Source organism: Novosphingobium sp. PhB55, from assembly GCF_004368805.1.
GTDB lineage: Bacteria > Pseudomonadota > Alphaproteobacteria > Sphingomonadales > Sphingomonadaceae > Novosphingobium.
On the sequence record NZ_SODQ01000001.1, the window covers coordinates 696,585 to 714,812 of the forward strand.

Sequence of the window (18,228 nt, forward strand, 5' to 3'; positions counted from 1 at the left end):
GCGTTTCAATGATGGAAGGCGGCGGCGGTCATTCGAACCGCCGCCGGGTCAGGCGGGACTTATTCCTCGCCCATGCGCAGTGCGGCGATGAAGGCTTCCTGCGGAATCTGTACGTTGCCGTACTCGCGCATGCGCTTCTTGCCTTCCTTCTGCTTTTCCAGAAGCTTCTTCTTACGGGTGATGTCGCCGCCGTAGCACTTGGCGGTCACGTCCTTGCGCATCGCGGAGATCGTCTCGCGCGCGATCACCTTGGCGCCGATAGCGGCCTGGATCGGGATCTTGAACATGTGCCGGGGGATCAGCTCCTTCAGGCGTTCCACCAACGCACGGCCGCGCGGTTCGGCCTGGCTGCGGTGGACCACCATCGACAGCGCATCGACCGGCTCGTTGTTCACGAGGATGTTCATCATCACGAGGTCACCCTCCTGAAGCCCGATCTGCTCGTAGTCGAAGCTCGCATAGCCGCGGCTGATCGACTTCAGACGGTCGTAGAAGTCGAACACCACTTCGTTCAGCGGCAGCTCGTAGGTCACCTGGGCGCGGCCGCCCACGTAAGTCAGGTCCTTCTGGATACCGCGACGGTCCTGACAGAGCTTCAGGATCGAGCCGAGATATTCGTCCGGCGTGTAGATCACCGCCTTGATCCACGGCTCTTCCATGAAGTCGATCTTCACCGGATCGGGCATGTCGGCCGGGTTGTGCAATTCCTTCACAGTGCCGTCGGTCATCGTCAGGCGATAGACCACCGAAGGCGCGGTGGTGATGAGGTCGAGGTCGTACTCGCGGCTCAGACGCTCCTGGATGATTTCCAGATGCAGCAGACCCAGGAAGCCGCAGCGGAAGCCGAAGCCCAGCGCCGCGCTCGATTCCATCTCGAAGCTGAAGGAGGCGTCGTTCAGGCGCAGCTTGCCAATCGATTCGCGCAGCTTCTCGAAGTCGTTGGCGTCGACCGGGAACAGGCCGCAGAACACCACGGACTGCACTTCCTTGTAGCCCGGCAGGGCCTGCGTCGCGCCGCCCTTCACCGTGGTGATGGTGTCGCCGACCTTGGCCTGCTCCACTTCCTTGATCTGCGCGGTGATGAAGCCGATCTCGCCCGGCCCCAGTTCCGGCAGGTCGATACGCTTGGGCGTGAAGCAGCCCACGCGGTCCACCAGGTGATCGGTGCCGCCCTGCATGAACTTAACGTTCAGGCCCTTCTTGATGACGCCGTCGATCACGCGCACCAGAATGACGACGCCCAGGTACGGGTCATACCAGGAATCGACCAGCATGGCCTTCAGCGGCGCGGTACGGTCGCCCTTCGGCGCAGGTATCTTGGCGACGACGGCTTCGAGGATCTCGTCGATGCCGATGCCCGACTTGGCGGAAGCCAGCACCGCTTCGGAAGCGTCGATGCCGATCACTTCCTCGATTTCGTGGCGCACCTTTTCGGGTTCGGCGGCAGGCAGGTCGATCTTGTTGATGACCGGGACGATCTCGTGGTCGTGCTCGATCGACTGATAGACGTTGGCCAGGGTCTGCGCTTCCACGCCCTGCGCCGCGTCCACCACCAACAGCGCGCCTTCGCAGGCGGCCAGGCTGCGGCTGACTTCATAAGCGAAGTCGACGTGGCCCGGCGTGTCCATCAGGTTCAACTCATAAGTGAGCCCGTCGGACGCGGTGTAATTCAGGCGCACGGTCTGCGCCTTGATGGTGATGCCGCGTTCCTTCTCGATGTCCATGTTGTCGAGCACCTGGGCGCTCATCTCACGGTCGGAGAGGCCACCGGTGCGCTGGATCAGACGGTCGGCAAGCGTCGACTTGCCGTGGTCGATATGGGCAATGATCGAGAAATTTCGGATCTGGGCGAGTTCGGTCATGGAAGCGCCGTTAGCAGCGCTTGGATCGTTTGAAAATGCGGTGATCGCGCATTTTCGGGTAGGGCGTCAGCCGGCCTTGCGCAGCAATCCCGCATCGCCGCCTTCCGGAGCCGATTCCGGACCGGCGCGGGCCGGCGTGAACTGCACCCCGCCGGTGGCATCGAGTTCGAGCGGGCGGACGAATTCCACGCCCATGCGATCCTCCCGGCACCAGCGCGCGGTGGCCAGAACGACATTGTCGTCGGCGAGATGAATGCCGAACTGGGTCTCCGCGGGCACGTTCCACAAGCCCTCGACCATGGCGCCGGTGCTGGAGATGTTGCGGATCGTGGCGTGATAGATGTGCCCGCCGTGCTCCAGCACGACCTTGCGCAGCATGGTCTGGCGCGGTGCGCGGGCCGAGCGCGGGCCCACGGCCACCGCGATCAACCCCCGCTCCAGCCGCGCCACGACTTCGGCGGAAGTCAGCGACTTTTCATAGATATAGCCTTGAACGTGGCTGCATCCGAGCAGGCGTACGAGATCGAGTTCGTCGAGCGTCTCCACTCCTTCCGCCGTCGTTTCCATGCCCAGCGCCTCGGCGAGGCTGACGATGGAGGAAATGATCGCGCCGTTGCGGCTGCCCTCGATGGTGGCGCCGCGCACGAAACTCTGGTCGATCTTGATCTTGTCGAACGGCGCCTTCTTCAGATAGCCGAGCGAGGAGTAGCCGGTCCCGAAATCGTCGAGCGCCAGGCGCACGCCGACATCCTTGAGCGCGCTGAACATCGCCTCGGTGGAGATATCCTCGCCCAGGAACACGCTTTCCGTGATTTCCAGTTCGAGCCGGCCGGGATCGATGCCCGAATCGGCGATCGCGCGCGCGACGATCGCCGGCAGTTCGGTATTGGCGAACTGGAGCGGCGAGACGTTCACGGCCACGCGCACCGCGTGCGGCCAGCCGGCCAGATCGCTGCAGGCCTTTCGCAGTGCCCATTCGCCGATTTCCGCCACCAGGCCGGTTTCCTCGGCCACGGGCACGAATTTGGCGGGCGAGAGATAGCCGTGCTTGGGATGCTTCCAGCGCAGCAGCGCCTCGAATCCGGTGATCTTCTCGGTCGTGGTGTGCACTTGCGGCTGGTAGTGCAGCTCCAGCGCGCCCGCGTCGATGGCGTCGCGCAAGTCCTGTTCAAGCTGCTGGCGCTCGCGGGCGTCGGAATGAAGATCGTCGTCGTAGAAATGATGGCGCCCGCGGCCACCGCCCTTGGCGGCATAGAGCGCGAGATCGGCATTGCGGATCAGCGTTTCGACCGTGGTGCCGTCTTCGGGGCACATGGCGATGCCCAGGGAAGCGCCGATGATGACGCGGGTGCCGTCGATCGAATAGGGCTGCGAGAGATTCTCGATGATCCGGCGGGCGAGATGGCCGAGCCCCTCGTGCTGGTGATAGCCGGGCAGGATGACCTGGAACTCGTCGCCGCCGAGCCGTCCGACCCGGCCCATGTTCGCCACGGTCACGCGCAGGCGCTCTGCCACTTGCTTGAGCAGGGCGTCGCCGGCCGGATGGCCCATCGTATCGTTGACCTGCTTGAAGCGGTCGAGATCCAGCAGGAACACCGCGCAGGCGCGGTTCTCGATGCGGGGCGAGTTGATGACCTTTTCCAGCCATTCCGACATCTGGAACCGGTTGGCCAGCTTGGTCAGCGAATCGAAGCGCGCCAGTTGAGTGACATGCTGCTGCGATTTGCGCGTTTCGGTGAGGTCTATGCCGGAGCCGCGGAACCCCAGGAAATTGTGGAACTGGTCGAGCACCGGGCGACCGTTGATCGACCACCAGCGCTCGTCCTTCTCGTTCGTCGCCGCCCGCACCGTCACGTCCTGGAAGGACGAGCGGGTCGAGAGGTGGAACGCCAGCGTCCGCTCGCTGTCATGGTCTTCCGCGCGCAGGCGGAACAGGCTCAGGAACGGTCGTCCGTAAAGCTGGATCTGTTCGGTATCGAGCAGTTCGGCAATGCGCGGCGAGACATAGGCGATGCAGCCGCGGCGGTCGGTTTCCCAGAACCAGCCCTGCCCGGTATCCTCATATTCGCGCAGGAGTTCCTCGGCACGGTGCCGTTCGCGTTCCTGCTCCGCCCGGTGCGCCGATTCCTCGGCGCCGAGCCGCGCCTGGCGCATCGCCACGACAAGGCCGATGCCCAGCCCCGCGCCCAGCATGCCCAGGGTCGCGGTAGAAGCGGAATGCGCCGCGGCGCCGGCCCAGAGACCGACGGTGGCGGCCACGATCGAGGTCAGGCGGCGGTCGAGCAGCACGGTGGCGAGCAGAACCAGAATGCCATAGCCCTTGACGGTCAGCCGCCAGTCGAGCGCGGCGGTATCCTGAGTCCATTGCGCCGCAGCGACGCCGAAGAGCAGCATGGGCATGGCCACCGCCAGCAACATCAGGGGGTAGCGTTTCCAGCTGCGATGATGGAGCCTGTTCTCCACGGTCGCCAGCAGCGGCGCGCCAAGACAGAGCAGCATGGCCGCAAAGGACAGCGCCAGGGGCAGCCGGCCCGGCGCGCTGTGCGAGACGACGCCCAGCCCCACCATGATGCAGACCATGGCCGGCGCCATGAGTTCCCAGCGCCGGGCTATGAAGAAATGAAGGGGATCGCTGCTCGGTCCGCGCGGGCGCAAAAAGGCGAAATTCGGAATGCCGGGCCGGTTCTGGGCCTCGGGACGAGTCGCAGGGGCATGCGGGTTCTGCGCGTCTTCACGCGGTGCCCCCGGCAGCTTGTTGAATCCCTTCCTCGCCATCGCATCGGCTATTGCCGCGCGGCCATTGCGAAAGTGTTAAGTCCCGGCAACCAAACCCATTGTCGACCGGATATGGCACATCTCGCCCGATCTGCCGGATTTCGCTTGCCGCCGGTCCGCAGCCGTGTTTGCTTCTTTGCTGGCGGGCGCATTTGCCCAGGTTCCGCCCGCTTGGGAGAAAAATCCATGCGACACATCGCCATCGTCGGATCGGGACCGGCCGGATACTACACGGCCGAGGCAGCGCTCAAGCAATGGAAAGACGGCGTCCGGGTCGACATCTTCGATTCCTCGCCCGTCCCCTTCGGCCTGATCCGTACCGGCGTTGCCCCCGATCACCAGTCGATCAAGAGCGTGGCCCGCCGCTACGAAACCACCGCCCTCAGCGAGAACGTGCGCTTCGTCGGCAATGTCATGGTGGGCCGGGACATCTCGATCGACGAATTGCGCGGCCTCTACGACGCCGTCGTCCTCGCCACGGGCGCGCCCAACGACCGCAGGCTGGACCTTCCGGGAGAAGACCTGCCCAATGTCTTCGGCAGCGCCTCCTTCGTCGGCTGGTATAACGGACATCCGCAATTCGCCGAGCTGCATCCCGATTTCGCGCATGACACGGCCGTGGTCGTGGGCAACGGCAATGTCGCGCTCGACGTGGCGCGGATCCTTGCCAAGTCCGGCGCCGAATTCGAGGGGAGCGATATCGTCGCCCATGCTCTGACCGCCCTCGAAGCCTCGCGGATCAGGCGCATCGTCATTCTCGGGCGGCGCGGACCGCACCAGGTGACGATGACGCCGAAGGAGCTGGGCGAACTGGCGAAGCTCTCGCGCGCCTGCCCCCGCGTCGATCCCGCCGACCTGCCGCCCCTGGCGGAAGACGCGGCGCTCGATCCGGGCATGCGCAAGACCATGGGCCACTTGCGCAGCTTCGCGATGGCGGGCGGCAGCGCGAACGACAACGGCACCGGCACGGCCGACGATGCGCCCTGCCCGGACCGCGACGTGCGAATCGAGTTCGACTTCTTCGCCGCCCCCCGCGCCATACTCGGCACCGACCGGGTGGAAGGCGTGGAGGTGGAACGCACGCGGCTGGTTGACGGCAAGCCAGTGGGAACGGGCGAGACTTATCATGTGCCGGCCGGAATTGTCGTGGCCTGCATTGGCTATCAGACCTCCCGCATTCCCGACGTGCCTTACGACGAGCAGGGTGGCCGCTTTGCCAATGTCGATGGGCGGATCATGCCCGGCCTCTACTGCGTCGGCTGGGCGCGGCGTGGACCGACCGGCACGATCGGCACCAACCGCCCCGATGGTTTCGCCATCGTGGAGAAGATCGACGCCGATGTCGGCGCCCTGGGCGAAGCCGGCAGCGGCAAGGCCGGGCGTCCCGGTTTCGACGCCCTCGCCGCCGAGCGAGGGATCGATTACGTGAAGTTCACCGAGTGGCAGAAGATCGACGAGGCCGAAGTCGCCAATGCCCGCCAAGGCGCCCCGCGCGAGAAGTTCACCGAAGTGGACCGCATGATCGCCAAGGCCCACCCTTCGATCCAGGAAAGCTGAGAGCAGGCTGCCGCTCCGGGCCCAGGGCGGCCCGGACGGCGGCGGTGGCAGCGGCGGTTACGGCGCCAACAAAAAAGGCCGGGGGTGCACCCCCGGCCTTTTCCTGTTCGATCGAACCGTCCGGTCAGACGCGCATCGGCATCAGGACATAGAGCGCGGGGCTCTTCTCGTCCTGGCGGATCAGCGTCGGCGCGCCGGCGTCGGCAAGGTGGAGTTCCACGGTATCGCCGTCGATCTGGCCCAGGATGTCCTTGAGATAGTTGGCGTTGAAGCCGATCTCGAAACCATCCGAAGAGTAGTCCGCCGGGACTTCTTCCGCCGCCGTGCCGTTATCGGGCGAAGTGACGGACAGGGTCACGCGGTCCTGCTCCAGCGCCATCTTCACGGCACGGGTCTTCTCGGTGGCGATGGTCGCCACGCGGTCCACGCCTTCGAAGAAGCTCTTGGGATCGATCTTGAGCAGCTTGTCGTTGCCGGTCGGGATCACGCGCGTGTAATCGGGGAACGTGCCGTCGATCAGCTTGCTCGTCAGCACAACGCCGTGCTCGCCGCCCAGAGTGAAGCGGATCTTGCTGGCCGAAAGATCGACCAGGACATTGGTATCGAGCGCTTCTTCAAGCAGCTTGCGCAGCTCGCCCACGCATTTGCGGGGCACGATCACATCGGGCATGCCCTCGGCGCCGTCCGGGCGGGCCAGGGTGAAGCGCGCAAGGCGGTGGCCGTCGGTAGCCGCGGCCTTCAGTTCCTCTTCCGAAACGTGGAGGAAGATGCCGTTGAGGTAATAGCGCGTCTCTTCGGTCGAGATCGCAAAGCGCGTGCGGTCGATCAGCTGACCCAGCGTGGCGGCCGGAATCTCGAAGCTGGTTGGCAGCTCGCCCTCGGCGATCATCGGGAAATCGTCGCGCGGCAAGGTGGGAAGCTGGAAGCGGCTGCGTCCGGCCTTCACGACCATGCGGTTGTCCGAAGCGTCGAGGCTCACCTGGCTCCCATCGGGCAGCTTGCGCGCGATGTCGAACAGCAAGTGGGCGGAAACGGTGATCGCGCCGGCCTGCTCGACCGAGACGACGCCAAGCGTCTCGACGACCTGCAGATCGAGGTCGGTCGCCATGATGCGCAAGGACCCGGTGCCCGAGGCCTCGATCAGGACGTTCGAGAGAATGGGAATGGTATTGCGCCGCTCGACAACGGACTGCACGTGCGACAGGCAGCGCAGGAGCGTGGAACGTTCGATGGTGGCCTTCATGACAGCCTTTAGTCCCCCTTGATCGGGCAAGGGATGCAAAACATCCCGAATTTCAGGACGAATATCTCTAGCGAACGGAAGGCATGCGGCAAGCGAGTATTGACCGGGTACCGGTGAATCTGGGGATAAATGAGGGGACTTTAGACGTTTTTCGTCCACTTCGAACGCGTTTCGTGCGCCGCCCCGTCAAATTGCTTCAATCAACGCCTTGCCCAGGCAGATCGATTCTTTCCGGCCCGCATATCGCCCATAAGGCGCAATGGGCAGGTAGCCGTGCCGCCGATAAAAGGCCGTCGCCCGTTCGTTGATCTTGCGGGTGGAAAGGCAGACCTGCCGATAGCCATCGGCCGATGCAGCCCTTTCCAGCTTGGCCAGGAGCGCCGCGCCGCAGCCCTGCTCGGCATACATGCGCTTGATCTCGGCCATATCGCCTTCGAGAGGCCGATAGGCGCCGCAACCGATCGCAGCGCCCGCCCCGTCCCGCACCAGCACGAAAAGGGAGCGGGGCACGAGGACGTCGGACGGATCGAACGAGGCCGTGCCGCCATCGCCGGTGATCGCGGCGAGCGCACCCGAAAGGCGCGCCATCACCGCGACCGCATCGGGCTCGCGCGGATCGCAAGGTTCGACCCTCACCATCCGCACGACCCCGCGCGTCCTGTCAGATCATCACCATGCCGCCGTTGACGTGGATCGTCTGGCCGGTGACGTAGCCCGCTTCCTTCGAGGCGAGGAACACGGCAGCGGCAGCGATATCGTCGCCCTCGCCCATGCGGCCCATCGGGATGCGGCCGTTCAGCGCGTCCTTCTGCGCATCGGGCAGAACGTCGGTCATCGCGGTGCGAATGAAGCCCGGCGCGACGCAGTTCACAGTGACATTGCGGCTGGCGAGTTCCTGCGCGAGGCTCTTCGACATGGCGGTGATGCCGCCCTTGGCCGCGCAGTAGTTCATCTGGCCGGGATTGCCGGTGGTGCCGACGACCGAGGTGACATTGATGATGCGGCCGAAGCGCGCCTTCATCATCGGCTTGGTGACGGCGCGCATCAGGCGGAAGGTCGATTCGAGGTTGATCTTGATGACCTGATCCCACTCCTCGTCCTTCATCCGCATGGCGAGATTGTCGCGGGTGATGCCGGCGTTGTTGATGAGGATGTCGATCTTGCCGAGCGATTCGAGCGCGGCAGGAACCAGCTTCTCCACTTGCTCGGGATCGCCGAGGTTGCAGGCGATGGCGACGTGGTCGACATCCTGCACATGCTGCGGGGTGTGCTCGTCCAGCTCGTCGCGGAAGGCGCGCAGCTTGTCGGCATTCGAGCCCGAGATAGCCAGGCGCGCACCCTGCGCGGCCAGCGCGCGGGCGATCGAGGAGCCGATGCCGCCCGAGGCGCCGGTGACGAGGGCGGTCATTCCGTTGAGGTTGAACATCTTTTCAAATCTCCGTGACGCGCTCTCCCAAGGCGGGGAGCGCTGGCCCGCTGAACGGACCTTTCTTCAAGCCTCCTGCGGTCCCGGGTCAAGCCCGGGACGACGCGGATCAAAGGGTTTTGGCCAGTTCCTCGATCTCGGCCATGGTCACGGCGGAGATCACCTCCACCTCACCGGCCGAGCGCTTGATCATCGGGCCGAGCACTTTGCCGCCGAGTTCGACGAAGGTCTCGACGCCCGCCTCGCGCATGGCGATCGCGCTTTCGCGCCAGCGGACGCGGCCGGTGACCTGCTCGACCAGCAGGCGCTGGACTTCGGCAGGATCGGTGACGACCGAGGCAGTGACGTTGGCGAAGAGCGGCACATGCAGGCTGCCGGGAGGGGTCTTGCCCAGGGCTTCGGCCATGGCGTCGGCGGCGGGCTGCATCAGCGGGCAGTGGAACGGCGCCGAAACCGGCAGCAGCACGCCGCGCTTGATGCCGAAGTCCTTCACCAACGCGACGGCGCGTTCGATGGCTTCGCGATGGCCCGAGATCACGACTTGCGTGGGATCGTTGTCGTTGGCGACAGTGCAGACCTGACCTTCGGCCGCAGCAGCAGCGAGTTCGGTGGCCTTCTCGATGTCCGCACCCAGCAGTGCCGCCATCGCGCCAAGGCCGACCGGAACGGCCGCCTGCATCGACTGGCCGCGCAGCTTCAGCAGACGCGCGGTGTCGGCAAGGCTGAAGGCACCGGCGGCGCAGAGCGCGGTATATTCGCCCAGCGAGTGGCCGGCAACGAAGTCCGCCTTGTCGGCCAGCGTTACGCCGCCTTCCTTCTCCAGCACGCGCAGCACGGCGATGGCATTGGCCATGATCGCGGGCTGGGCGTTCTCGGTGAGGGTCAGTTCCTCCTCGGGGCCCTGCGTCATCACGCGGAAGAGGTTCTGGCCGAGCGCCTCGTCCACTTCCTGGAAGACTTCGCGCGCGACGGCGCTGGCTTCGGCGAGTTCGGCGCCCATGCCGACCTTCTGGCTGCCCTGTCCGGGGAAAACGAATGCACGCATCTTGGCGGCTCCTTCTGTCCGGCGGGCCCTACGGATGCGCCCTGCCGATTTTTAAAATTCTTGTGTGGCGCGGCGCGTTATTGACCTTGGGGCCGCTCTGCAAGCCCGAAGGGCACGATACGGTTCGCCGCATCGTGGCCGATATCCGCGCGGCCAAGGTAGGGGATCGAATGGTGCGTGCACCAGTGACGCACGATCTCCTCGGCCTCGACGCCGAACGGACGGTCGTTTTCGGGCACGTCGCTGACCCGGCCAAGCCGCAATCCCGCCACCCCGCCGAGATGCGCAGTCAGGTGGAAGAACAGGCGGTCCACCGCGTAGAGATACTCCGACACCTCTTCCACCAGCACGACATGCTTGGCGAGCCCCGGCATCAGCGGGGTGCCGCAGAGCATCGCCAGCGTCATCAGGTTGAAGGCGACGCGCGGATGATCGTCTCCGGTCGGCTCCAGGCCCGAGGTATCGCCGGTCAGCCAGCGGAGCGCGCGGCGCACCGCCTCCGCGCCGCCCTCGCGCCGGATGTCGGCCAGCATCGGGCCATGAACGGGCTTGCCGATCCGCGCCCGGTAGAGGCCGCCGAGCAGATAGCCGGCATCGGAATAGCCGAGGAACGTCTTGCCCTGCGCATCGTGCGTGAACTTCGCGATGGCCGCTTCGGCGATGCGGCAGGCCCCATAGCCGCCGCGGGCGAACCACACCGCGTCCACCGAGGGATCGTTCGCGCATTCCACCAGCGCCGCGATCCGCCGCGCATCGCTGCCGGCGAAGTGGCCCTCCACCTCGAAGCACTGGTCGTGGATCGCCAGCTCCACATCAGGGAACTCGGCGGCGGCAAGCGCGGTGACGGCCTCCGCATCCTCGCGGGTGATCGGGGTGGACGGTGCACAAACTGCGATACGGGTCATGGCACCTTCCTATCGAGGTTGTCAGGACGAACAAGGCCGCATACCGAAGCGTCATGACTTCCGCGCATCACGAACTCACTTCACATCCCTGGTTCTTCTGCGGCATCGGCGGATCGGGCATGTTGCCGCTCGCGCTGATCCTCAAGGGCCACGGCGCGCAAGTCGCCGGCTCGGACCGTAGCCGCGACCAGGGCCGCACGCCGGAGAAGTTCGCCTGGCTGGAGAGCCTCGGCTTCGACCTGCACCCGCAGGACGGCAGCGGGATCACCGGCGCGGAGCAGACGCTGGTGGCTTCGGCGGCCGTGGAAGACACCGTGCCCGAAGTGGTCCGCGCCAAGGAATTCGGCTGCCCGCGCATGAGCCGCGCCGAACTTCTGGCGACGCTGTTCAACGCCGCTCCTTTCGGCGTGGCGATAGGCGGCACATCGGGCAAGTCCACTGTCACCGGCATGACCGGCTGGATCATGACTCATGCGGGCCGCGACCCCACGATCATGAACGGCGCGGTGATGAAGAACTTCGCCAGCCCTGACGCGCCCTTCGCCAGCGCCCGCGTCGGTCAGGGCGAGGTCTTCGTGTCGGAAGTGGACGAGAGCGACGGCTCCATCGCGCTTTATCGCCCCAGGGTGGCGGTGCTGGGCAATGTCAGTCTGGACCACAAGAGTCTTGAGGAACTGCGCCAGCTCTTCGGGGATTTCCTGGGCCGCGCGGACGTTTCCGCGATCAATCTCGACGACGCGGAGACCGCCGCCCTCGCCCCGCATGCAAGGGCGCTGGTGACGTTTGGAATCACCTCACCGGACGCGCAGATCGGCGCGACCGAAGTAGTCGAAGGCCCGACTTCGCTGACCGCCACCGTCCTCGATCGCCGCGACGGATCTTCGCACGCGCTCGTACTCAGGGTGCCGGGGCGCCACAATCTCTACAACGCGCTGGCCGCCATAGCCGCCGCCAACGCGGCCGGGGTATCCGTGGCCGATGCGGTTGCAGGGCTCGGCAGCTTCGTGGGTCTGGCCCGGCGGTTCGACATCGTCGGCACCTCTCCCTCGGGCGTGACGGTGATCGACGACTTCGGCCACAACCCGGACAAGGTTTCCGCCACGCTGGCAACGCTCAAGGCCCATCCGGGGCGCGTGATCGCGTTCTTCCAGCCCCACGGCTATGGCCCGCTCAAGCAGATGGGCCATGAACTGGCGCAAGTTCTGGCAACCAGGCTGGGGCCGGACGATATGACGATCCTGTGCGACCCGGTCTACTTCGGCGGCACCGTGGACCGCTCCGAAGGCAGCGAACGCATCGTGCGCCTGATCGAGGCCGATGGCGGAAAGGCCGAGTACGTGCCCTCCCGCGAAGACTGCGCCGCTCGCATCGCCGAAATCGCCAAACCCGGCGACCGCGTGGTGGTCATGGGCGCGCGCGACGATACCCTGACGGTGTTCGCGAAGGACTTGCTGGCGAGGCTCTGAAACGTCGTCACCGGACTTGATCCGGGACGACGGCTATCCAGAATTTGGCTTCAGCCGATCAATGCGCCCCGCCGCGCGCCTTGGCGATGAAGTGCACGATCGCCGCGATCACCGCGCCCAGCGCCAGGCCCACCACGGCCGACGCCGCGGCATAGCCCAGCCAGCCGAGCACGCCGCCGACCGGGCCGCCCAGCACGGCCAGCCAGTGCTGGAACTGGTGCGCCACATGCGCGGGCGCGGGAACGCCCAGCTCTTCCAGCCCGTGCAGGATGATCCCGCCGCCAACCCAGAGCATCGCCAGTGTGCCGACCGAGGCCAGCACCGTCAGCACTTTCGGCATGCCGTTCACCAGCATGCGCCCGAAAGCCTGCGTGCCCTTGCCCTGCTTCTTGGCGAGATGCAGGCCGATATCGTCCATCTTCACGATCAGCGCGACAGCGCCGTAAACGCCCGCGGTGATGAGAATGCCCACCAGCGCCAGGGCCACCGCGCGGGTGAGAAGCGAACTGTCGGCCACTTCGGAAAGGGCGATCGCCATGATCTCCGCCGAGAGGATCAGGTCGGTGCGGATCGCGCCCGAAACCCGCGCCTGCTCGAAAGCGGCCACGTCGGTGACGGGGGCCTCCAGCGTCTCGCCGTGATGGGCGCCGCCGAACTTCTCCAGGATCTTCTCGGCCCCTTCGAACGCCAGATAGCTGCCGCCCAGCATCAGGATCGGCGTGATCAGCCAGGGCAGGAACGCGCTGAGCAGCAGCGCGATCGGCAGCAGGATGAACAGCTTGTTGCGCAAGCTGCCCTTGGTGATCTTCCAGATGATCGGCAATTCGCGCTCGGGCGTGAAGTCGGTGACGTAGCCCGGCGTCACCGCCGCATCGTCGATCACGACGCCCGCCGCCTTGCTCCCGGCCTTGGCGACGCCCAGTCCCACGTCGTCGAGCGAGGCTGCGGCGGCGCGGGCGATCACCGCAACGTCATCGAGAAGAGCAACGAGGCCGGAAGCCATCTTGAAGAATATCCCCTGTTGAATGGTGGCAGCAGCCATGCGGGGGAAACCACCCGCGATCAAGCGAAAGCGGACAAAGTCGTGAGTCCCAAGCGACTTGCGACCGGAACGCTCACGAAATCGCCGCCCTGCCCTTAACTCCGCAACCCGGCATCCGTTCTCAGCTTCGAACGGAAGATAGCTTCCGCCACCTGCCAACCGCCTGACAATCCGGGGATTTACGATGTCCGTCATCAATACCAATATCAGCGCCCTGCGCGCCGCAAACGCTTCCAACTCCGCCAACAAGATGCTGGGCACCGCCATGGAGCGCCTCTCCACCGGCAAGCGCATCAACTCCGCGAAGGACGACGCCGCCGGCCTCGCCATCTCCACCTCGATGACCGCGCAGGTTCGCGGCATGAGCCAGGGCATCCGCAATGCCAACGACGGCATCTCGCTCGCCCAGACCGCCGACGGCGCGCTTTCCGAAGTGTCGAACATGCTGCAGCGGGTGCGCGAACTGGCGATCCAGTCGGCTTCCAGCACCTATCAGGACAGCGACCGCGACGCGATGCAGCAGGAAGTCACGGCGCTCACCGACCAGATCGGCGACGTCCTTTCGCAGACCAAGTTCAACGGCAACAACCTCTTCGCCACGACCGGCAGCGACGTCACCTTCGACATCCAGACCGGCGCGAACTCGGGTGAAACCGTTACGCTGACCTCCAAGGTGATCGACGGCGCCAACCTCACCGCCTCGGCGCTCGATGTCTCGACCAGCACGGCCGCCTCCGCCACGCTCGACAACGTCGACGACGCCCTGGCGGACGTCAACGCCAACCGCGCCTCGCTCGGCGCCGGGCAGAACCGCCTCGAATCGGCGATCAACAACCTGACCAACAACGTCACCAACTTGTCCGATGCGAAGTCGCGGATCGAGGATGCCGACTATTCCACCGAAACCACGCAGATGGCCAAGGCGCAGATCCTCAGCCAGGCCTCGACCGCCATGCTGGCCCAGGCCAACCAGGCCCAGCAGAACGTCATGAGCCTGCTGCGCTGACGCAAGACTAGCCCGGGAAGGGTCGCAAGCAGACGGCGGGCCGCAAGGTCCGCCGTCTTGCCATGCGCGGGGATCGCCTGCCGCCCGGTTGCGCCCGAGGCCTGATTGCGGTTAGGAACGTTTCCCGGCCGCCGGGAATGCAGCTTTGTCTTGCGTTCCGCGCCAGATCCGCTAAGGGGCCGCCTTCCGTCTCGTGCGACATGCCGGACGGGAGGGAAGAAAGCCGGAGGGGCCCCGCAATCCCGCGGACAAGCCAGCGATCGGTTAGACTAGAGAAAAGGAAGCTGCCGTGGCTCTATATGAGCACGTGTTCCTGGCACGCCAGGACCTCAGCCAGGCGCAAGTCGACGCGCTTGCCACCACCGCTACCGAGATCGTCGAGTCGAACCAGGGCAAGGTCACCAAGACCGAGACCTGGGGCCTCAAGAATCTCGCCTACAAGATCAAGCGCAACCGCAAGGCGCACTTCGTGATGCTGAACATCGAAGCTTCGGGCGACGTCGTCGCCGAGCTCGAGCGCCAGACGCAGATCAACGAAGACGTCATTCGTTACGTGACCATTCGTGTCGACGAACACGAAGCCGGTCCGTCGGTCATGATGCGCAAGAGCGACCGCGAGCGTACTCGCCGTCGTGAACGTGAAGGGAACTGATTTCCATGGCACGTGCATTCTTCCGCCGCCGCAAGTCCTGCCCGTTCTCGGGCAAGAACGCTCCGGCCATCGACTACAAGGACGTGCGTCTGCTTCAGGGCTTCATGTCCGAGCGTGGCAAGATCGTTCCCAGCCGCATCACCGCGGTTTCCGCAAAGAAGCAGCGTGAGCTGAGCCAGGCGATCAAGCGCGCCCGGCACATCGGCCTGCTGCCCTACATCGTCAAGTAAGGAGGGCTAGCCCCATGGACATCATCCTCCTCGAACGCGTCGAAAAGCTCGGCGCCATCGGCGATGTCGTTTCCGTCAAGGACGGTTACGCCCGCAACTACCTTCTTCCCAACAAGAAGGCCCTGCGCGCCAACGAGAAGAACAAGAAGGTCTTCGAAGCCAACCGCGCGAAGATCGAATCCGAAAACGCCGAACGCCGTACCTCGGCCGAAGCGCACTCGGGTAACGTCGAAGGCAAGCAGGTCGTCCTGATCCGCGCTTCGTCGAACTCGGGCCAGCTCTACGGTTCGGTTTCGGTGCGTGACATCGTCGACGCTCTCAACGAGCAGGGCGCCGAAGTCAGCAAGCAGATGATCGTGCTCGAACGCCCGATCAAGACCATCGGCGTGTTCGACGTTCGCGTTAACCTGCACCCCGAAGTCTCGGTGAACGTCAAGGTGAACGTTGCCCGTTCGCCCGACGAAGCCGACCTGCAGTCGCAGGGCGTGGACGTGATGGCCGCGATGTTCGAACAGGACGTCTCGGGCTTCACCGAAGCCTACGACCCGAACGCCGAACCCGGCGAAATCGCGGTCGAAGAGGAAGTTGCCGAGACCGAAGAAGAAGCCTGAGCTTCCTTTTCGCGGTAACGACCGAAGAGATTCAGGGCCCTCGCTCCAACCGGAGCGGGGGCCTTTCTCTTTTTGCAGGAAACAGACCATGATCACCGACATCCCGGCCGAGCTTCGGCACGACTACGCGGCCGACGCGGATCTGCGCGCCGCACTGCTGGCGCTCAACAACAGCCATGCCGTGGAACTCTCGCTCGCCGACGAGGCCCGCATGGACATGCTGGTGGAGCGCGCTTTCGTGGCGGCGCGGATCGGGCGACTGGACGCAGCCCTGATCGCTTTCGATCAGGACGCCGATTACGACAGCGCCAACTTCCAGTGGTTCCGCGCGAAGTATCCGCGCTTCGTCTATATCGACCGCGTCGTCACCGCTCCCCAGGCGCGGGGACGCGGCCTTGCCCGCAAGCTCTATGCCCATTTGTTCGATGAGGCCCGCGCGGCCGGTCACGACCGGGCGGTCTGCGAGGTCAATTCCGATCCGCCCAATCCCGCCAGCGAAGCCTTCCATCGCGCCCTCGGCTTCGAACCCGTTGGCGAGGCGCTGCTGGAGAACGGCAAGACCGTGACTTATCTGATGCGGCCGCTGTAATCACCGCGCCTGGCGCCCGCAGGGTTCAGCCATCCTCGCCCGCGACTATTGCACTGCAATACGAATCGCGTAAGAGTGGGCGATGGAAACGATAGAAAACACCCTCGCGGAACTGGTCCGCGTATACGAAACTGCCGTCAGCACCCTGCGCGCAGACATTTCCGCCTTCATCGAAAACGGCACCCCGCCCCCGCTCGACCGCCGCGAGACGCGCGCCTGGTCTTATCCCGAGCTGCGCATCACTTATGCCGGCATCGAGCGCGGCACGTTCTACAGCCGATCCTTCGGCCGCCTGAACGAAAGCGGGGTCTACGTCACCACGATCACCAAGCCGCGTCTTTTCGCGGACTACCTGACGGAACAGCTCGCGCTGCTCCACGAGGATTACGAGGTGGAGATCGAGGTCGGCCGCTCGACGCAGGAAATCCCCTTCCCCTACGTCCTCGACGGCGTCGGCATGGGCAGCGTCACCCCGCAGGAACTGGCCGCGCATTTCCCGACCACCGAACTGGCCATGATCGGTGACGAAATCGCCGACGGCGTCTTCCGCCAGGGCTCCGACGAGCCGCTGCCGCTGGCCCTCTTCGATGGCCTGCGCACCGACTTCAGCCTGGCGCGCCTGCAGCACTACACCGGCACCAGCGTCGAGCATTGCCAGCGCTATATCCTCTTCACCAACTACCACCGCTACGTGGACGAGTTCGTGGACTGGGCCGGCAAGCAGATTGGGTCGGACGGCTACACCGCGCTGTCGGGCGCCGGCGGCCTCTACCTCGACACGCCGGTGGACAATGCGCGCGAGCGTCTGTCCGATACGGCCTGGCGCCGCCACCAGATGCCGGCCTACCACCTGATCCGGCCGGACAAGTCGGGCATCACGCTCGTCAACATCGGCGTCGGCCCCTCGAACGCCAAGACCATCACCGATCACCTCGCGGTGATCCGCCCCGAGGTCTGGCTGATGATCGGCCACTGCGGCGGCCTGCGCGAAGGGCAGCGCATCGGCGACTACGTGCTCGCCCATGCCTATCTGCGCGACGACCACGTCCTCGATCCGGTGCTTCCGCCGGAAATCCCGCTTCCCGCGATCGCCGAAGTGCAGCAGGCTCTGGCCTCGGCGGCCGAAGCCGTCAGCGGCGAAGGCGGCGCCAATCTCAAGAAGCGGATGCGCACCGGCACCGTCGTCACCACCGACGATCGCAACTGGGAACTGCGCTATACCGAATCCGCCCACCGCTTCAGCCTCAGCCGCGCCATCGGCATCGACATGGAAAGCGCCACGATCAGCGCCCAGGGCTATCGCTTCCGCGTGCCCTACGGCACCCTGCTCTGCGTGTCCGACAAGCCGATCCACGGCGAACTCAAGCTACCGGGCCAGGCCAACCGCTTCTACGAGGAGGCCATCGCCAGCCACCTCAAGATCGGTCTCCACGCCTGCGACCTGCTGCGCGCCGAGGGTGAGAAACTCCATTCCCGCAAGCTGCGCGCCTTCAACGAGCCGCCGTTCCGCTAAGCCGCGACGCAGCGAGACATCCGGCGGGCGCCGTTCCGAAAGGAGCGGCGCCCGTTTTGTTTCAGAGTTTCCCGGCGAACGATCAGAATGATCCATTGCATCGACCAACGAATTCAGCAATCTTGTGATACCAAACTCCAGCGCATGATAATAATATTATTAAAACAAGAGCCATCAACAAGTTATTCCATGTAACGCGTTTGTTTCAAAATTTCGCGCTATTTTTACATAGATGTATCAGCGGTTGAAATAATAGTTGCTCATCTACAACTCGGCGATCCAACAATATATTTGAACTATTATTAC

Annotated in this window: 16 protein-coding genes; 8 read left to right on the forward strand and 8 right to left on the reverse strand. The window is 65.0% G+C overall.

Going from position 1 to position 18,228, the window contains the following annotated elements; translation table 11 throughout:
- Positions 1 to 59: 59 nt before the first annotated feature.
- Positions 60 to 1,862: a translation elongation factor 4 gene (gene lepA / locus EDF57_RS03335; RefSeq protein WP_132263211.1), complete on the reverse strand. Its 1,803-nt coding sequence runs from the start codon at positions 1,860 to 1,862 to the stop codon at positions 60 to 62.
- Positions 1,863 to 1,928: 66 nt separating this feature from the next.
- Positions 1,929 to 4,637 (reverse strand): EAL domain-containing protein, encoded by a 2,709-nt coding sequence (locus EDF57_RS03340; protein ID WP_134093069.1) that lies wholly within the window; start codon positions 4,635 to 4,637, stop codon positions 1,929 to 1,931.
- Positions 4,638 to 4,823: 186 nt separating this feature from the next.
- Here EDF57_RS03340 and EDF57_RS03345 point away from each other — a divergent pair, with 186 nt between their 5' ends.
- Positions 4,824 to 6,194 carry an FAD-dependent oxidoreductase gene (locus EDF57_RS03345; RefSeq protein ID WP_134093070.1) on the forward strand — a complete coding sequence of 457 codons (1,371 nt, stop codon included), beginning with the start codon at positions 4,824 to 4,826 and terminating at the stop codon, positions 6,192 to 6,194.
- Between the two features lie 124 nt (positions 6,195 to 6,318).
- On the opposite strand, the gene dnaN is transcribed toward EDF57_RS03345, so the two are convergent.
- From dnaN to EDF57_RS03370, 5 genes are all read right to left on the reverse strand, one after another.
- On the reverse strand, positions 6,319 to 7,437 hold the full coding sequence (gene dnaN, locus EDF57_RS03350; RefSeq protein ID WP_134093071.1) for a DNA polymerase III subunit beta: 1,119 nt from the start codon (positions 7,435 to 7,437) through the stop codon (positions 6,319 to 6,321).
- A gap of 186 nt (positions 7,438 to 7,623) precedes the next feature.
- Positions 7,624 to 8,076 (reverse strand): GNAT family N-acetyltransferase, encoded by a 453-nt coding sequence (locus tag EDF57_RS03355; RefSeq protein ID WP_134093268.1) that lies wholly within the window; start codon positions 8,074 to 8,076, stop codon positions 7,624 to 7,626.
- A 22-nt stretch (positions 8,077 to 8,098) separates the two neighbouring features.
- A complete protein-coding gene (gene fabG, locus EDF57_RS03360; RefSeq protein ID WP_134093072.1) occupies positions 8,099 to 8,863 on the reverse strand; it encodes a 3-oxoacyl-[acyl-carrier-protein] reductase in 765 nt (254 codons plus the stop codon).
- Between the two features lie 109 nt (positions 8,864 to 8,972).
- The gene (fabD, locus tag EDF57_RS03365; protein WP_132263220.1) at positions 8,973 to 9,908 is read right to left on the reverse strand and encodes an ACP S-malonyltransferase; all 936 of its coding nucleotides are present in this window, start codon (positions 9,906 to 9,908) and stop codon (positions 8,973 to 8,975) included.
- A 77-nt stretch (positions 9,909 to 9,985) separates the two neighbouring features.
- Positions 9,986 to 10,813, reverse strand: coding sequence for an LD-carboxypeptidase (locus tag EDF57_RS03370; protein WP_134093073.1), 828 nt, complete (start codon positions 10,811 to 10,813; stop codon positions 9,986 to 9,988).
- A gap of 53 nt (positions 10,814 to 10,866) precedes the next feature.
- Between EDF57_RS03370 and EDF57_RS03375 the strand changes: the two genes are divergently transcribed.
- Positions 10,867 to 12,279 carry a Mur ligase family protein gene (locus tag EDF57_RS03375; RefSeq protein WP_134093074.1) on the forward strand — a complete coding sequence of 471 codons (1,413 nt, stop codon included), beginning with the start codon at positions 10,867 to 10,869 and terminating at the stop codon, positions 12,277 to 12,279.
- 58 nt (positions 12,280 to 12,337) lie between these two features.
- Here EDF57_RS03375 and EDF57_RS03380 read toward each other — a convergent pair whose 3' ends face one another.
- Positions 12,338 to 13,282 (reverse strand): DUF808 domain-containing protein, encoded by a 945-nt coding sequence (locus EDF57_RS03380; protein WP_134093269.1) that lies wholly within the window; start codon positions 13,280 to 13,282, stop codon positions 12,338 to 12,340.
- A gap of 223 nt (positions 13,283 to 13,505) precedes the next feature.
- On the opposite strand from EDF57_RS03380, the gene EDF57_RS03385 reads away from it, so the two are divergent.
- The 6 genes from EDF57_RS03385 (at position 13,506) to EDF57_RS03410 (ending at position 17,922) form a co-directional block, all read left to right on the forward strand.
- A complete protein-coding gene (locus tag EDF57_RS03385; RefSeq protein ID WP_132263226.1) occupies positions 13,506 to 14,327 on the forward strand; it encodes a flagellin in 822 nt (273 codons plus the stop codon).
- Between the two features lie 289 nt (positions 14,328 to 14,616).
- On the forward strand, positions 14,617 to 14,979 hold the full coding sequence (rpsF, locus tag EDF57_RS03390; protein WP_132263227.1) for a 30S ribosomal protein S6: 363 nt from the start codon (positions 14,617 to 14,619) through the stop codon (positions 14,977 to 14,979).
- A gap of 5 nt (positions 14,980 to 14,984) precedes the next feature.
- Positions 14,985 to 15,209 carry a 30S ribosomal protein S18 gene (gene rpsR / locus EDF57_RS03395; protein WP_021232952.1) on the forward strand — a complete coding sequence of 75 codons (225 nt, stop codon included), beginning with the start codon at positions 14,985 to 14,987 and terminating at the stop codon, positions 15,207 to 15,209.
- Between the two features lie 14 nt (positions 15,210 to 15,223).
- The gene (gene rplI / locus EDF57_RS03400; RefSeq protein ID WP_132263229.1) at positions 15,224 to 15,820 is read left to right on the forward strand and encodes a 50S ribosomal protein L9; all 597 of its coding nucleotides are present in this window, start codon (positions 15,224 to 15,226) and stop codon (positions 15,818 to 15,820) included.
- 88 nt (positions 15,821 to 15,908) lie between these two features.
- Positions 15,909 to 16,409 (forward strand): GNAT family N-acetyltransferase, encoded by a 501-nt coding sequence (locus EDF57_RS03405; protein WP_134093075.1) that lies wholly within the window; start codon positions 15,909 to 15,911, stop codon positions 16,407 to 16,409.
- A gap of 82 nt (positions 16,410 to 16,491) precedes the next feature.
- Complete coding sequence (locus EDF57_RS03410; RefSeq protein WP_132263232.1) at positions 16,492 to 17,922, forward strand: AMP nucleosidase; 1,431 nt, start codon at positions 16,492 to 16,494, stop codon at positions 17,920 to 17,922.
- Positions 17,923 to 18,228: the final 306 nt, after the last annotated feature.

Coding starts and splice junctions, on each gene's coding strand:
- lepA (WP_132263211.1), bottom strand. CDS start 1,862: ATGACCGAACTCGCCCAGATCCGAAATTTCTCGATCATTGCCCATATC.
- EDF57_RS03340 (WP_134093069.1), bottom strand. CDS start 4,637: ATGGCGAGGAAGGGATTCAACAAGCTGCCGGGGGCACCGCGTGAAGAC.
- EDF57_RS03345 (WP_134093070.1), top strand. CDS start 4,824: ATGCGACACATCGCCATCGTCGGATCGGGACCGGCCGGATACTACACG.
- dnaN (WP_134093071.1), bottom strand. CDS start 7,437: ATGAAGGCCACCATCGAACGTTCCACGCTCCTGCGCTGCCTGTCGCAC.
- EDF57_RS03355 (WP_134093268.1), bottom strand. CDS start 8,076: ATGGTGAGGGTCGAACCTTGCGATCCGCGCGAGCCCGATGCGGTCGCG.
- fabG (WP_134093072.1), bottom strand. CDS start 8,863: ATGTTCAACCTCAACGGAATGACCGCCCTCGTCACCGGCGCCTCGGGC.
- fabD (WP_132263220.1), bottom strand. CDS start 9,908: ATGCGTGCATTCGTTTTCCCCGGACAGGGCAGCCAGAAGGTCGGCATG.
- EDF57_RS03370 (WP_134093073.1), bottom strand. CDS start 10,813: ATGACCCGTATCGCAGTTTGTGCACCGTCCACCCCGATCACCCGCGAG.
- EDF57_RS03375 (WP_134093074.1), top strand. CDS start 10,867: ATGACTTCCGCGCATCACGAACTCACTTCACATCCCTGGTTCTTCTGC.
- EDF57_RS03380 (WP_134093269.1), bottom strand. CDS start 13,282: ATGGCTTCCGGCCTCGTTGCTCTTCTCGATGACGTTGCGGTGATCGCC.
- EDF57_RS03385 (WP_132263226.1), top strand. CDS start 13,506: ATGTCCGTCATCAATACCAATATCAGCGCCCTGCGCGCCGCAAACGCT.
- rpsR (WP_021232952.1), top strand. CDS start 14,985: ATGGCACGTGCATTCTTCCGCCGCCGCAAGTCCTGCCCGTTCTCGGGC.
- rplI (WP_132263229.1), top strand. CDS start 15,224: ATGGACATCATCCTCCTCGAACGCGTCGAAAAGCTCGGCGCCATCGGC.
- EDF57_RS03405 (WP_134093075.1), top strand. CDS start 15,909: ATGATCACCGACATCCCGGCCGAGCTTCGGCACGACTACGCGGCCGAC.
- EDF57_RS03410 (WP_132263232.1), top strand. CDS start 16,492: ATGGAAACGATAGAAAACACCCTCGCGGAACTGGTCCGCGTATACGAA.